Source organism: Nocardiopsis ganjiahuensis DSM 45031, from assembly GCF_000341085.1.
GTDB lineage: Bacteria > Actinomycetota > Actinomycetes > Streptosporangiales > Streptosporangiaceae > Nocardiopsis > Nocardiopsis ganjiahuensis.
Window position 1 is genome coordinate 246,473 of sequence record NZ_ANBA01000002.1, and the last position, 14,746, is coordinate 261,218.

Below are 14,746 nucleotides of genomic sequence, written 5' to 3' on the forward strand. Positions count from 1 at the left end.
TCACTTCCTCAACTTCGGGTCGAGCGCTTCGCGCAGCGCCTCACCCAGCAGGGTGAAGCCGAGCGCGGTGATGATGATGCCCAGGGCCGGGTAGACGGCCAGGGACGGTGCGCTGGACAGGAACCGCTGGGCTTCGGAGAGCATCGTGCCCCACTCGGGGAAGGACGCGTCCGGGTTGCCCAGGCCCAGGTAGGACAGGGCGGCCGCGTCGATGATGGCGGTCGCCAGGGTGAGCGTGGACTGCACGATCACCGGGCCCATGGAGTTGGGCAGGATGTGCGTGAGGGCGATCTTGCGCTTGCGGACGCCCAGCGCCTGGGCGGCCAGTACGTACTCGCGGTTGCCCTGGGAGATCATCGCGCCGCGCAGCAGGCGGGCGAAGATCGGGATCTGGGCGATACCGACCGCGATCATGACCGTGGTGAGGCTGGGCCCGACCAGGGCGGCGACGGTGACGGCGAGCAGCAGGGTCGGCATGGCGAGCATCATGTCGATGATGCGCATGACGACGTTGTCGACCTGCCGACCCCAGCGTCCGCCCAGTACCGAGCAGGCGCCGGCGGTACCACCGAGGACCGCGCCGAACAGGAAGCCGACGAGGGTGGCGACCACCCCGACCAGGAGGGTCTGGCGGGCGCCGATCACCATGCGGGAGAACATGTCCCGGCCGAGGTGGTCCAGGCCCATCCAGTTCTCTCCGCGCGGTCCGACGAACTCGTTGCGGTTCGGGAAGACCTCGTTGCCCCAGGCCTGGGAGGTGGGGCTGTAGGGCGCGATGAGCGGGGAGAAGAGCGCGATGAGGACGAACAGCGCGACGATGACCGCGCCGGTGATCGCCATGGGGCTGCGCCGCATCCGCTGGAAGGCCTCGCGCCAGATCCCCGCGCCGTGGCCGTCGTCGCCGCGGTCGCCCATGAGTTCGGCGAGCCGGTCGACCTTGGCGGCCTTGCGCTGGTGGAACGGGACCTTCTCCTCGGTCCCGGTGGTGCCCGGTTCTGCCGGGTTCGGACTCGGTGTCGTAGGCATCACTGGGCCCGCACTCTCGGGTCGAGGAGGCTGTACGAGATGTCGACCAGGAGGTTGATGAACACGTACATGGTGGCGATGAGCAGGATGAACCCGGTGAGCACCGGGTAGTCACGGGTCTGTGTGGCCGCGTAGACGAACGATCCGATGCCCGGGAAGGCGAAGACGCTCTCGGTGAGGACCGCCCCCGCGAAGAGGCTGCCCGCGAGCAGGCCGACGGCGGTGACCACCGGCAGCAGGGCGTTGCGCAGCACGTGGCGGGTGCGCACCGTGGTGCGGTGCAGTCCCTTGGCGTTGGCGGTGCGGACGTAGTCCTCGCCCATGACCTCCAGGACGCTGGCGCGGGTCATCCGGGTGATGACGGCCAGCGGGATGGACGCCAGGGCCAGGCCCGGCAGGACCAGGTGTGCCAGGGCGTCCGTGACGACGTCCCACTCGCGGGTCATGAGGCCGTCCAGGACGACGAACCCGGTGATGTCGGTGCGGCTCAGGCCCGGGGAGAGCCGGAAGGCCGACGGGAACAGGCCCAGGTTCTCGGCGAAGACCACCTTGAGGATGAACGCCAGGAAGAAGACCGGGGTGCAGATGCCCAGGAGGGAACCGCCGACCGCGGCGAAGTCGAGCACGGTGCCGCGCTTGCGTGCGGCCAGGTAGCCCAGGGGCAGGCCGAGGGTGACGGCGATGAGCATCGCGGTCACGGCCAGTTCGAACGTGGCGGGGAAGCGGAGGAAGAACTCGTCCAGGACCGGACGGCTGGTCTGGAGCGAGGTTCCCAGGTCGCCCTGCACGATCCTGCGCAGGAAGGTCAGGTACTGGACCGCGAGGGGTTCGTCCAGGCCGAGCGAACGGCGCAGGGCGGCGCGTTGCTCGGCGGTCGCGTCGTCGGGGAGCAGGGCGTACTCCGGACCGCCCGGGAGTCTTTGGAGCCAGACGAACAGCAGGATCGACAGGCCGCCGAGGGTCGGGATCAGCTGTAGGAGTCGCCTGACGATGAATCGCAGCACCTTCGCCGCCTTTCGCCAGTGGTGGGAACGATGGACGCGAAGCGTCCCCGCCGGGGTGTGGCGGGATGAACGGATGGTTTTCGGGGGTTCCCCGGGGGAGGTCGGCGAGAGGGCCGTGGGAACGGGGCCGCCGAGGGGAAGCTGTGCGCGGGGAGGCCGGGCGCGGGCCCGGCCGGTCGGAACCGGCCGGGCCCGGTGAACACTGCTCTCGGGTCAGGGAGAGGAGGTGCCTACTTCCAGGAGGCCTCGGCGAAGTTCTCCTGGGTCAGCGGGCTGACGTTCGGCGGGTTGATGTCCCCGGAGAACGCGATGGAGGGCGGCGAGCTGGAGATCGGAAGCCCGGGCAGGACGTCCATCACCATCTCGTTGAGCTCCTGGTAACCGGCGGTGCGCTCCTCCTGGTCGGGGTTGGTGCTCACCTCTTCCATCTTGTCGAAGAGCTCCTCGTCGTCCAGGCCCCAGGCGCTGTTGGGGGTGGAGAACCAGGTGCCGATGAAGTTGTAGGCGTCGTTGTAGTCGCCGGTCCAGCCGAGCAGGTACAGCGGGCAGTTGCCGCTGTCGGTCTGGTTGATGTACTCGGCCCACTCGTAGCTCTTGGCCTCGACGGTCACACCGGCCTCCTGGAGGTCCTCGGTGATGACGTCGAAGATGTCCTTGGGAGCGGGCATGTACGGCCGCGTGACCTCGGTCGGGTAGCAGAACTCGATCTCGAGGTCCTCGTGTCCCGCCTCGGCCAGCATCTCGGCGGCCAGCTCGGGGTCGTACTCGATCTCGCGCACGTCCGGGGACCAGCCGTCGAGGGTGTCCGGGTGGAACTGGGAGGCGACCTCGCCGCCCTCGGGCAGGATGGTGTCGACGATCCGCTGGCGGTTCACCGCGTGCGAGAGGGCCTCGCGGACCTCCAGGTCGGCCAGGGCCTCGTGGTCCTGCTGGTAGGCCAGGTAGAGGAGGTTGAAGACGTCTCGGGTCGGAACCTCGAAACCGGCCTCCTGGAGCGGGGCGACGTCGGCCGGGGCGACCAGGTCGTACCCGTGGATGTCACCGGCCTCCAGGGCCTGGCGGCGGGCGTTCTCGTCCGGGATGGCGCGCAGGATCATCGTCTCGAAGCCGGCCGGGTCGCCCCAGTAGTCCTCGAAGCGCTCCATCGTGATCTCGCCCTGGTCCTGGTTCCACTCCTCGACCGTGAACGGACCGGTGCCGGCGACCGTGCCGGGGACCTGGGTGTACTCGGGCAGCGTGGGGTTGCCCTCCTCACCCGTGATCTCCTGGCCCTCCATGGCCTCCAGGCTGGTGGGGCTCATGATGCCGAAGGCCGCGAGGCTGAAGCCGCCCGGGTAGAGGGAGGAGTACTCGCTGACCTCGATGGTGACGGTGAGCTCGTCCTCGGCGTCACAGGAGACGAAACGCGGCTCCGGTGGAGCGTGGTCCTCGTCGTTCTCCGCGAAACCGCCGAAGATCTTCTGCCAGTAGTACGAGTTGTTGGAGCTCTGGTAGGCCCCGGTCAGGTTGAACCAGCGGTCGAAATTGGCGCAGACCGCGTCGGCGTTCAGATCGTCGCCGTCATGGAACTTCACGTTGTCGTGGAGGTTGAAGGTCCAGCGGGTGCCGTCCTCGGACTGGTCCCAGGTCTCGGCGAGTCCGCCGACGATTTCGGAACCGCCGGATTCGTGCTCGAGAAGGGTTTCGAAGACCTGGCGGCTGTAACGGAAGGTCTCACCGTCACTGGCGAGGAAAGGGTCGAGCGAGGCGATGTCACCGGCGGCCGCGAAGACGAACGGCTGCTCTTCGCCGCCGCCGTCACCGCGGTCGCTCTCAGCGCAGGCCGTGGCCATGAGCGCGAGCGACGCCGCGACGGCCACGAGGCCGAGCGGCTTACGGGAGGATTTCATGAACATGGTCCACCTCAGTGATGGGGGACGGGGGGTTGGGCCCGGAACGATGAGTCGGACCCTAAACCGCGCCATGACCACCTGGGAAGATAGACAGCTGGGTATTAATACAACCGTTTCAGATCTGTGCCGTGATCCATAGATCGTCTTTTGGCCCACAGGTGTTCAACTGAGTTCCACCTCTCCCCAGATCCCCGGAGCACCATTCCCGCTACCTTGCGTATTCATACAAACACGGCCGGGAATTTAGAATCCGATCATGGGACGAATTAACTTTATTGACACAATGTCCGTTTTCTGGCCCCCTCGGGCAAGCCGTGCCCGGACGCCGGAGGAGCTCGTTCGTCCTATGATCTGCGGATGGACACTCCCCTTGACGACGCGGACCTCACCGCGTTCCTCGAAGGCCAGGACACCGCCTGGCTGGCCGAGCAGCTGATGCTCGTCGCCGACGAGGACCCCATCACCCGCATCCGACTGAGCGCCGCGGCCGGAGCGGAGAGCGCGGTGGAGGAGGCCCGGGGCCTCGTGCTGGCCCGGGTCACCGGCCACTCGCCCCAGGAGGCCGCCGAGGAACCCGACGACGGGGATCCGCTGCACCGCGCGCTCGACCTGCTGGACGACCTCCTCGACTACGGCTTCGACGACGAGGTCGGCGACATCGCGGACGAGGCGCGCGAGATCTACGCGACCCGCCACGGACAGGACGACAGCGAGCACCTCGCCCGCCTGCACGTCCTGGCCGACGGCGAGGAGGACGACTGACCGGCCTCCCGAGGCGGTCGGCCCCCGGGACGGCCGACACCTGAGACGCCCCGTGTCCCGGGGCCCGGCCCCGGGACACGGAAGCGGCTCCCGGGCCGCGGGACACGGAAGGGCCCGGCGGGGCGACCCGGTCGATGAGATCCGGATCGCCCCGCCGGGCCCGTGGCGTGCGCGGCTCCGGCGCCTAGGGCCGGCACCAGCGGCGCACGCCGGTGCTCCACAGCGCGATGTTCACGATGATGGCGAAGAAGGCCACCACCAGCCCGACCACCAGGATCGGCGTGTCCGCCAGCCTGGCCGCCATGTGCAGCGCGGACACGGCCACACCCAGCGCGACCACGGAACCGAACTGGGCCGCGCGCCACAGCACGTGGCCCCCGCGGCGCACCGGCAGCGCCAGAGCGATCAGCCCCAGGGCGACCAGCGACGACACGACCAGCAGAACCCACAGGTCGGTCACGACCGCGCCGGGCACCCCCGTGTCCAGCATCGTCCAGGCATGGTAGGCGAGCAGGACGTACACGGCCGCGGTGAGGAACATCAGGACGCAGGTCTGCCGAACGTCCTGCGGGGGCCGCAGACCCGGGCGACGCGCGGCGAGAAGGCTCTGCCGAGGGGACGGCACCACGCTGAAGGGTCGGGAGGCGGAAGACATAGGGGACGTTTGGGAGTCTTGCATGACGAACAGCGTCGCGTGCCCGGGCGCACTACACAAGTGGAGCGGGGGCTCCCGCACACACGGTTGCCATATCGTCACACACCAGCACGAAAACCCCTGCTCGGACGGTTCCCGCTCCCGACACCCGCCTCCGCCCTCCCCACTCAGTCCTGGGCGGCCCTGAGACGCTCGGACACGTACGCCAGCGCCTCGGCGCCGAGAGTGTCCAGGTCGCCGCGTACGTCGAGCTCCAGGCCCGCCTCGTCCGAGTCGAGCCGCTGGAGCGCCTCCAGCTGGGAGCGCAGGAGCGCGGGCGGCATGAAGTGGCCCTCCCGGGCGTCGATCCGCTCCCAGATCACCTCCTCGGGCCCGTGCATGTGAAGGAAGTGCACGCCGGGTGCGCCGGTCCGCAGCACGTCGCGGTAGGTGCGCTTGAGCGCGGAGCAGGCCATCACCGTCGACGCGCCCCGTTCCTCGTGGTCGGCGATCCAGTCGGCGAGCTCGCGCAGCCAGGGCCACCGGTCCTCGTCGGTCAGCGGCACCCCGGCCGACATCTTCCCGATGTTGGCCTCGGGGTGGAAGTCGTCGGCCTCGGCGAAGGGCAGCCCGAGCCGCTCGGCGATCTGCTCGGCGACACTGGTCTTGCCGCTGGCAGAGACGCCCATGAAGACAAAGTGCATGGTCTCTCCGTGTTCTGGCCCGTCGCCCGACCGCGACGCCGCCACCAATAGTGGTATCAATCAATCGGGCTAGGCTTCAGCCTGACCCCCGACCGGTTCCGGTCGGAACACAAGGAATCCGGGAAGTACGAGGGACACGATGACCACCGAGCACCGCACGCTGCACAACCGGGTGTTGGCGGTCCTCGGCCCCGCGATCGCCGCCGGGGAGTACGCCCCCGGCCACACCTTCACCCTCCAGGGGCTGGAGCAGGACTTCGGCGTGTCCCGGACGGTCGCCCGCGAGGCGGTGCGCGTCCTGGAGTCGATGGGGCTGGCGGTCAGCCGGCCCAGGACCGGCATCAGGGTCAGACCCCAGCAGGACTGGAGCGTCTTCGACCCCCAGCTCATCCGCTGGCGCCTGGCCGGTTCGGGCCGTATGGAGCAGCTGCGCTCCCTGAACGAGCTCCGCGCCGCCGTGGAACCGGGCGCCGCCGCCCTGGCGGCCGAACGCGGACCGGCCGACGAACGGGCCCAGCTGGTGGTGGTGGCCGAGCAGATGTCCCTGACCGGTCGGGCCGGTGAGCTCAGGACCTTCATGGAGCTCGACATCACCTTCCACCGCCGCATCCTGGAGCTGTCCGGCAACGAGATGCTGTCCGGCCTGGCCGAGGTCGTGACCGAGGTACTGGTCGCCCGTACCTCCTACGACCTGATGCCGCACAACCCCCGCCCGGAGGCGCTGCGCCTGCACACGGCGGTGGCGCAGGCCATCCGGGACGGGTTGTCCGACGTGGCCGAGGCGGCGATGCGGTCGATCGTCACCGAGGTCGCGGACGCCCTGAGGCACGACGACGTCGGATCCGCTCGCTGATCCCCCCGGTCCGCCGGAACCGCTGAAGCCCCGGAGCCCCTACAGCACCAGCGACAGGCCGAAGGCGAACCCGAAGCCGATGAAGCCGATCAGGGTCTCCATGACGGTCCAGGTCTTGAGCGTGGTCTTGACGTCCATCCCCAGGAAGCGGCCGACCAGCCAGAACCCGGAGTCGTTGACGTGCGAGAGCGCGGTGGCCCCGGAGGCGATCGCGATCACGATCAGGGCGAGGTCGACGGAGCTGAGACCGGAGGCGGCCTGCACGGCCGGGGCGATCAGACCGGCGGCCGTGGTGATGGCGACCGTGGCCGAACCCTGGGCGACGCGCAGGGCGAGCGCGATGATGAAGGCCGCGACGATGACCGGCATGCCCGTGGACTCCAGGCTCCCGGCCAGGGCGTCGCCGATGCCGCTGGTCCGGAGGACGCCACCGAACATGCCGCCGGCACCGGTGATCAGGATGATGCCGCAGACCGGGCCGAGCGCGCCGCCGACGATCTCCTCGACCCGCTGGCGGGTGAAGCGGCCGTTGCTGAGCACGAGCATCGCGTAGAGCACGGTGATGAGCAGCGCGATGGGCGTCTCACCGACGAGCCGGAGCGCCTGGACCCAGACGGCGTCCTCGGGGAGGGTCCCGGTGGCGGTGAGGGTGCCCGTGCCGGTGTTGGCGAAGATGAGCAGCATCGGCAGCAGCAGGATGCTGATGACCGTGGCCAGGCGCGGCGGGTTCTCGTGCTTGACGTCGCCGTTGCCCATGATGTCGTCCGGGACGGGGATCTCGAAGCGCTTGCCCGCCCACAGGCCGAAGAGGTAGCTGGCCAGGTACCAGGTGGGGATGGCCAGGATGACGCCGATCAGCAGGGTCAGGCCCATGTCCGCGCCGACCTCCACGGCGGCGGTGACCGGCCCGGGGTGCGGTGGGACGAAGGCGTGCATGACCGCGAAGGCGCCCGCCGTCGGCAGGGCGTAGAGGAGCATGGAACCGCCGAGGCGGCGTGCCACGCTGAAGACGATCGGCAGCATGACGATGAGGCCGACGTCGAAGAAGATCGGGAAGCCGAAGAGCAGCGAGGACACGCCGAGTGCCAACGGCGCGCGCTTCTCGCCGAACAGCTTGATGAGGGCGCCCGCCAGGACTGCGGCCCCGCCGGTGACCTCGAGCATGCGGCCGATCATCACGCCCAGGCCCACGAGCAGGGCCACGTTGGCGAGTGTGCCGCCGAACCCGCTGAGGAGGGTGGGGACGACCCCGTCGACCGGGATCCCGGCGGCGAGGGCGGTGAGGACGCTGACCAGGACCAGCGCGATGAACGCGTGCAGCTTGAAGCGGATGATCAGGAACAGCAGGAGCGCGATGGCGCCCGCCGCGATCCCGAGGAGGGGACCCGTGCCGTAGACGGGTTCGAAGTTCTCCACGCCGGAGCCTTCCAGTGGACGGGACGATGGTGCCTGGCCGCGTGGCGACACGTCCTTGACCTGCTCTTGGACCAGACTCCGAGAATGGTAGTACCATTTGTGAGCTTTTGTGAACATCGAGTTTCGGATCTGTGATGGAGACCCAGCTCACAGGCCTGAAAACCACCAAAAATCATCCACGCCCCAGGACTGAACATCCCCTTGCCTCGCATGGCGCTGCCAGGAGTGACCGATGACACATGAAATGGCCCCGGCGAGAACTACCGGGGCCAGAGCCGAGGGACGGGTGATGTGACGGGTCAGCCGGACAGTGCCGCCCGCACCGCCTCCCCCGCCTCGATCGAGGTGAGGTACGGGGAGGCATCATGGGCCTTGGCCCCGTTGTGCACGGGCCGGTCCCGCACCCTGCCGAACAAGGGTTCCAGCTCCTTGACCAAGGCCACCACGTCTCGCCGGTCGGCGACGTTGGTCCACTCACGCACCGCTGCCGGGCGCACGCCCTGGCCCTGTTCGGGGGCGGGGACCAGCCGGTCGAAGATGAGCCCGGAAATCCCCAGCGGGGACCCGAGGGTCAGCAGATCCACTTGGAAGTCACCGAAGCGAGCGCACAGTGCTTCGTAGGCCACGACAGAACCCAGGGAGTGCGCGACCACCAGCCGGGTGTCCGGACCGACGAGTTCTTGGACCCGTCCCCGAGCGGTCTCCCGGACCTCGGGTTCGGTGAGGTAGGCGCGGACCTGTTTGAGGTCGGCGACCATCACCCGGTCGGCAACCCCCGCCATGTAGGGGTGCTGGGACAGCGAGCGCAGCGCACGCTGGACCCAGGTGGGGGCACCGAAGCGCACCGGATCGTTCGGCCCGGGGACCGCCGGCTCACTACGCGCCGCTTCCTCCCAGAGTGCGCGCAGGAGATCCTGTTCGAGGCCCTCTGCCACGTCGGAGGAGTCGTACTCGGGCAGACCGATCATGCGGTGGCCCTTGGGACGGAAGAGGTCACCGTAGAAGGCCATGGCGACGTCGTCCCGGTCGATCTCGACTTCGGCGAGAGCAGCCCCGTCGGCAAGCGCCGGGTACCAGTCAGCGAGGAGGGTGTGGGCGCCCTTGACCTGCTGGGCGATGCCGTGCACACAGACGATCCGAGCCATACGAGCGCTCCTAGCTGCCGGAGAGTGAGGAAGTGTCGAGGCGCAGAGCAACCAGCCCGAGATTGGTGGCGGCGTAGAGGTCACCGCTCTCGGTGACAGCGAGATCGTTGATCGGACTGCCGACCCCGATTTCGGCGGCCACCTCCCGCTCGGAGTAGTTCCAGATCCGGACGATCCCAGTGATATCCGCGGCAACGATCAGGGGGATCCCCTTGACCTGGACGATCCGAATTTTCCGCACCGCGTTGTCGAACGAGGGAATCGGCAGGGGAACGCGCGACCAGTCCTGCGGATTCCAGGCGAAGAAGCCCCCGTCCGAGTCGCCTGCGACGAGAAGGCTCTGCTTCCCTATCCGGCCGATGCCCACCGCGCCCATACCGGCCCCTTCTCCGCGCAAGGGGTCCGTGAGTGGGTCCCGGGTCTCCAGATCCCAGATCCTGACAGTTCCGTCAGCTGAAGCGCTGGCCAGCACGTGCGAGTCTCCCACCTGAGCCACGCTCAGAGAGGAAACTGCCGCTGTGTGCCCACTTAACGGTTCTCCGAGCTTGACCCGCTTCGCCAGATCCCACACCTGAAGCCCGGAGGTCGGGCTCTGGAGGACACCCACCACCAGAGTCCGGCCTCCGAGGTTATGGACCGTGAACTCGGAATACGGGCTGACCTCTTCACCCAAAGACCCGAGGTTTTCGCGTTCCAACAAGTCCACGAGGTCCAGCCCTCCCCAACGTTGGACTAGATGTTGCCTATCAGTGATCTGGTGAAGGCCACCTCGGCGAAATCGACTGGGGAGGAGTGGAACCAGCAAATGACCGTCCTCCGTATCGTGCGCACGCAGCACTCCGTCATCCCCTGAAGTGCTCACAGTGTCTGTGGTCTCGTCGACACTGACCCCTCGAAGCTCGTAGTTCACGCCGCAGAACGCCTCACCCACTGGTGTGGTCGACACGGCATCCCACAAACGCGCCTGCTTCCCATTGGAGACGAGCAGCCCAAGCCCGCCATGAGTCTGCGCGAAGGAGACCACGATCCAGTTCCGATTGTCAGTCGGCATCGGTTCGCCCTGACACTCACCGGTTTCCAAGTTCCACAGCCGGACAGTGCCGGTCAAGTCCGTCACAGCGAGCAAGAGTTCGGTCCCGGCAGGGGAGATCACGGCTTCCATCACTCGCTCACCCCACCCCTCGATCGTGGTTCCCAGCTGCCGCCACCGTTCGAGGCCGAAGCAGCGGACACTGTTGGCGCTGTCCGTCATCAGCACGGCGGCCACCCCACGGACGAAGCCGACCCCGATCGGCCGTGCCCGCAGCGTCAACAGTTCCTCCACTCGGGCGGCCACGCACTCCGCTTCGGTCTCCGCAGCACCGCCCCACCTCCAGAGGTACAGGTAGCCCTGTGTAGTCAGCACTGCGATGTGTACCGCCCCGGCCTCGACTCGGGCACTCATCTCCCGGACCCCGCCGACCTGTCCCTTGATCGGTTCGGTGACCTCACTCCAGGCCTGGGGGTCCCACAAACGGATAGTCCCATCCTCGCTACCGCTGACCACGATGGTGCGCCCGTTCAGCGTGACCGCCTGCAGACAGGTAACCGTGTTGGTATGTCCCGTGATCAAAGCCGTGCATTCCCGCTCGCGGAGCGGGTGCCACACCCGGAGGGTCGTGTCTTCCCCACCGGTCAGCGCGACCAGCTCGTCCGCGACCGAACACAGAGCCACCGCTTGGATGGCCCCGGTGTGCCCTTCCAGAGGCCGGAGCACGCCGCGTCGCTCATCCAGGTCCCACAGGCACAGAAGTCCCTCGGTGCCACCGGTCGCCGCGTAGGAACGCCCTTTGTGGACCACGGTGTCCATCGCCTTGATCGATCCACCGTGTCCGGTCTCGGGTTGTTCCACGGCAAGATCCCAGACCCTGGCGGTTCGGTCCCAGCTGACTGTGACGGCGTAGCTCTCCCATCCGTGGCAGGCCAGAGCCGCACCGGAGAGTTGGTTCACGTGGCCGCTGAGCGGGTGGCCCTGTTGACGCATGGTCGTCAGATCCCACACCCGGGCGTCCTCCCTACCGTGGGTGAGAACCACCTCTCTGGCGCCGAATCCGCCCACGTCGATCGAAACGACCCCCGCCAGGTTCGGCATGTAGTGGGAATGCACAGAGACCGGCTCACCCAGCTGTTGGCGGTCCAAGGGATTCCACCGGTTGAGGGTGCCGTCATCATCGCCGCTCAACACCACCGGCCCCGAGGAGGTGCCGTACAGGTACAACGCGGTCACCGTCGCCGTGTGACCCACGAACGCCTCGCCTTGAACCTCCGCCGACGGGTCGTCGAGAAACGGGGTCACGTCCCAGACGTAGGCCCTGCGGTCCGCTCCTCCGGTGACACCGATCAAGGTGTCCCCCACGTGTGCCAGCGCCGCCGCCCGCACGGAACTGCGGTGCCCTTCCAGTGGATGGCCTACGGCCCGGCGCTCCTCCAGGTCCCAGAGCCTGGCCGTACCGTCCTGGCTGGAAGTAAGAGCGTAGGGGCGTCCCCGGAAGACGGCCATGGAGACGTCCTGGATGAGGTTGGTGTGCCCGACAAGCGGTTCACCGAGGAGCTGGTTGGTGGACAGGTCGATCACTCGCAGTTGCCCGTCGATCCCGCCGACCAGCGCGACCGAGTACTCGCCCAGCTCACCCAAAGCAACGCATGTGGACCGCACAGGCAGCTCCAGCGCCTCCCCCAGCTGGCTCTGAGTACCCAGGTCCCAGACCCGCACCGTCTTGTCGTCGCCGCTGGTGACGGCTACCAGATGGCCGTCCAGAACCATCGTCGCCACGCACTCGACGTCGTCTGTGTGTCCCACCAACTGCCGGTGCGCCCCGCTCGTGGACCACCAAGCCCACTTGGTCCGCCAGCTCATCGGCAGACCCGCCTTGTCGATCCGCTCAGCGAGGAGATCGGCCCCGCAACGGCGAGCCGAGAGCTGGAGGTCCGCGACCCGCCCTTGAAGCGGGAAATCCTCCGACAACCGGTGCGCGATCTGCTCGTAGGCGGTGCGGGCCGCCCGGGCCTCCGCACCGCACGTGCGTCCCAACACCTTCAACAGCGGCAGCTGCCGGGCCGCGAGCAGGAACACCGGATCCACCACCAGACCGTCGAGGTGTTCGGTGTCCGCGGCGTGGGTCGCCAGGTGGTCGCGCACGTACACCGAGGCGGCGAACCAGTCTCGGCCCTGCCCGTCCGCCGTCGCCGGGACCGTGTCCAGCAGGGTGTGAACGATCCGTTCCTGGGGCCGGGCCGGATCCCTCGCGTAGGACTGGCGCAGGTGGTCGGCGAGGGCCTGGTGGTACAGGCGGTACACCGACCGTTGCCCCTCCACCACCTCAGCCACGTAGTCGCTGGCGATGCGCAGCGCGTCACTCACGTCGGCCTCGGTGCACTCCTGTCCGGAGAGCCCCACGGCCATCGCCACCCAGCTGCTTCCGCGCGGCAACCCCTGACCCTCCGCGAAGGCCAGCGGGGTGAGGATACGGCGGACCCGGTCCTCCTCCTCACCGAAGCGTTCCAGGTAGTCGTCGAAGGCTTCCCCCACCGCGCTGGGCAGGGCTCTCTCCCAGCCGGTTCGGTTGACGTCGATGGGGGTCGCGTCCCGGCGCAGGCTCCGGGCCGTGAGCCGGGCGACCAGGAACACCTCGGAGGCACGTTCGGCCACGCCGCGAGCGACGCGGGCGGCCAGCTCCGGCTTGCCCTGGTAGGGGGTTCGGACGTTCTCCTCGTCCGTGGCCAGCAGCATCTGCTCCACGTAGTGCCGGATGTCCTCGCGGGTGTCCGCCGGGTACTCGTCCAGGTCCAGGACGCTGGTGGCCGAACCCAGCGCCTTGACCAGTTCCCGCCGAGCGCCGACCAGCAACCGCACACCGGGGATCTCCGCCATGGGGCGCAGCAGCTCGCGGGCGATCCGGCGCGGCTCACCCCGGCCCTGGATGTCGGCGGTGGTACCGGACCCGGCTTCGTCCAGGGCGTCGATGACCACGACCAGCGGGCGGTCCGCAGTCTGGGCGCGCTGGGCCAACTCCTGGAGGAGCCCCGCAGCCGAGGGGGTGGCCGCTCGGCCGCCCAGAGCGGCGGAGACGCGTTCGACAATCTCCTCCAACCGCTTGTGCCGGGCATGCACGGCGGCGAGCACGGTGTTCGCTGGGACGAGTGTGCCTTCGGGAGCGCTGTCGAGGTTGAGCCGGGCGCGGTAGTCGGGATCGGAGACGGTGACGATCCGGCCGAGGACCGCGGACTTGCCACACCCCGGTTTGCCGGTGACGGTCCGCCCCCGGCCGTCGCCCTCCGGGGCGGTGATCCAGGTGACCAGCTCCCGCAGGACCCGTTCCCGGCCGCTGAAGTACCTGCCCTGTTCCGACTCGAACTCCACCCCGCGGGAGCGGGGGCCGTAGTGGTCGGCGATCGCCGCCGCGTGATGCTGGAAGTCCAGGTCCGTGCCCTCGGCCGGGAGATCGGCGCGGTGCCTGGTGTTGGGCAGGAAGGGGTCCAGACCGGTACCCGCGCCCTTGGCCAGTGTGGAGCGCTGACCGATCCCGTTCTCGTCGAAGTGGTCGTTGACGTGTTGGACCACGGACGCCAGGTCCAGGTAGGGCTGCCGTTGGCCCGCCCGTTCGGTGGCCAGCTCGACCGCCTCACTCAGGGCTCCGGCGAAGGCTCCGTCCAGGGCGAGGTCCTTGGGGCGCGCCGAGGACAGGAAACACAGTGAGGTGGACACGTCGGTTCCGTTGTGGCGGTAAGCGAGCGTGTCGAGCGCGACCCGGGCGGCGTCCGCGCTTCCCGCCCCTCCGGTACAGGTGTCCAGGACGAGGAGGAGGCGGCGCAGCGAACCCTCGCACAGGACCCGGACCAGATCCTCGGTGGCCAGCGCGCTCGCCGCCGGAGAGCTCTCCCTGGTGTCCCAGCAGTAGAGGTAGTGCCGGTCCCGGTCCGGCGCGTAGGCGTGGCCCGCGAAGTAGAGGACGACGGTGTCGTCCTCCCCCAGCCCGACGTCGGCGACCCAGCTGCTGAGGCGCCGTCGAATATGATCAGCGCTTTCGTAGGCGCCGAGTCCTTCCAGCACGGGCACGTAGTCAAAGCCGCCGAACAGGTTACGGACGGCTTCGACGTCCCGGTTCACCTTTCCGAGTTGCAGTTCCTCGGGCAGGTTCTCGTACCTGGCCACGCCGAGGGCGATAAAGAAACGACGGCTGGTTCCGCTCGACACAGGGGGCAGACCTCTCAGGGATCACCGTGGTGGGGGACATCTGGGCACGAGTCGCCCGACGGGGCAGGCGCTCCTGT

The 14,746-nt window shown here is 68.5% G+C and carries 10 protein-coding genes; 2 read left to right on the top strand and 8 right to left on the bottom strand.

The window, feature by feature from the left end; translation table 11 throughout:
• The 3 genes from D458_RS0101735 to D458_RS0101745 form a co-directional block, all read right to left on the bottom strand.
• Positions 1-1,026, bottom strand: coding sequence for an ABC transporter permease (locus D458_RS0101735; protein WP_017585004.1), 1,026 nt, complete (start codon positions 1,024-1,026; stop codon positions 1-3).
• Complete coding sequence (locus D458_RS0101740) at positions 1,026-2,030, bottom strand: ABC transporter permease (RefSeq protein WP_017585005.1); 1,005 nt, start codon at positions 2,028-2,030, stop codon at positions 1,026-1,028. Before D458_RS0101740 ends, D458_RS0101735 begins: the two co-directional genes overlap by 1 nt.
• Positions 2,031-2,260: 230 nt before the next feature.
• Entirely contained in the window at positions 2,261-3,925 is a 1,665-nt protein-coding gene (locus D458_RS0101745; RefSeq protein WP_017585006.1) for an ABC transporter substrate-binding protein, read from the bottom strand.
• Between the two features lie 354 nt (positions 3,926-4,279).
• Between D458_RS0101745 and D458_RS0101750 the strand changes: the two genes are divergently transcribed.
• Positions 4,280-4,684 carry a hypothetical protein gene (locus D458_RS0101750; RefSeq protein ID WP_017585007.1) on the top strand — a complete coding sequence of 135 codons (405 nt, stop codon included), beginning with the start codon at positions 4,280-4,282 and terminating at the stop codon, positions 4,682-4,684.
• Positions 4,685-4,868: 184 nt separating this feature from the next.
• Here the strand turns inward: D458_RS0101750 and D458_RS0101755 are convergent, their stop codons facing one another.
• Entirely contained in the window at positions 4,869-5,309 is a 441-nt protein-coding gene (locus D458_RS0101755) for a hypothetical protein (protein ID WP_239647869.1), read from the bottom strand.
• 197 nt (positions 5,310-5,506) lie between these two features.
• The gene (locus tag D458_RS0101760) at positions 5,507-6,022 is read right to left on the bottom strand and encodes a gluconokinase (RefSeq protein ID WP_017585009.1); all 516 of its coding nucleotides are present in this window, start codon (positions 6,020-6,022) and stop codon (positions 5,507-5,509) included.
• Between the two features lie 139 nt (positions 6,023-6,161).
• On the opposite strand from D458_RS0101760, the gene D458_RS0101765 reads away from it, so the two are divergent.
• On the top strand, positions 6,162-6,875 hold the full coding sequence (locus tag D458_RS0101765) for a FadR/GntR family transcriptional regulator (RefSeq protein ID WP_017585010.1): 714 nt from the start codon (positions 6,162-6,164) through the stop codon (positions 6,873-6,875).
• 39 nt (positions 6,876-6,914) lie between these two features.
• On the opposite strand, the gene D458_RS0101770 is transcribed toward D458_RS0101765, so the two are convergent.
• From D458_RS0101770 to D458_RS0101780, 3 genes are all read right to left on the bottom strand, one after another.
• Positions 6,915-8,291: a GntP family permease gene (locus D458_RS0101770; RefSeq protein ID WP_017585011.1), complete on the bottom strand. Its 1,377-nt coding sequence runs from the start codon at positions 8,289-8,291 to the stop codon at positions 6,915-6,917.
• A gap of 299 nt (positions 8,292-8,590) precedes the next feature.
• Positions 8,591-9,436 carry a hypothetical protein gene (locus D458_RS0101775; RefSeq protein WP_017585012.1) on the bottom strand — a complete coding sequence of 282 codons (846 nt, stop codon included), beginning with the start codon at positions 9,434-9,436 and terminating at the stop codon, positions 8,591-8,593.
• A 10-nt stretch (positions 9,437-9,446) separates the two neighbouring features.
• On the bottom strand, positions 9,447-14,627 hold the full coding sequence (locus D458_RS0101780; RefSeq protein ID WP_017585013.1) for an AAA family ATPase: 5,181 nt from the start codon (positions 14,625-14,627) through the stop codon (positions 9,447-9,449).
• Positions 14,628-14,746: the final 119 nt, after the last annotated feature.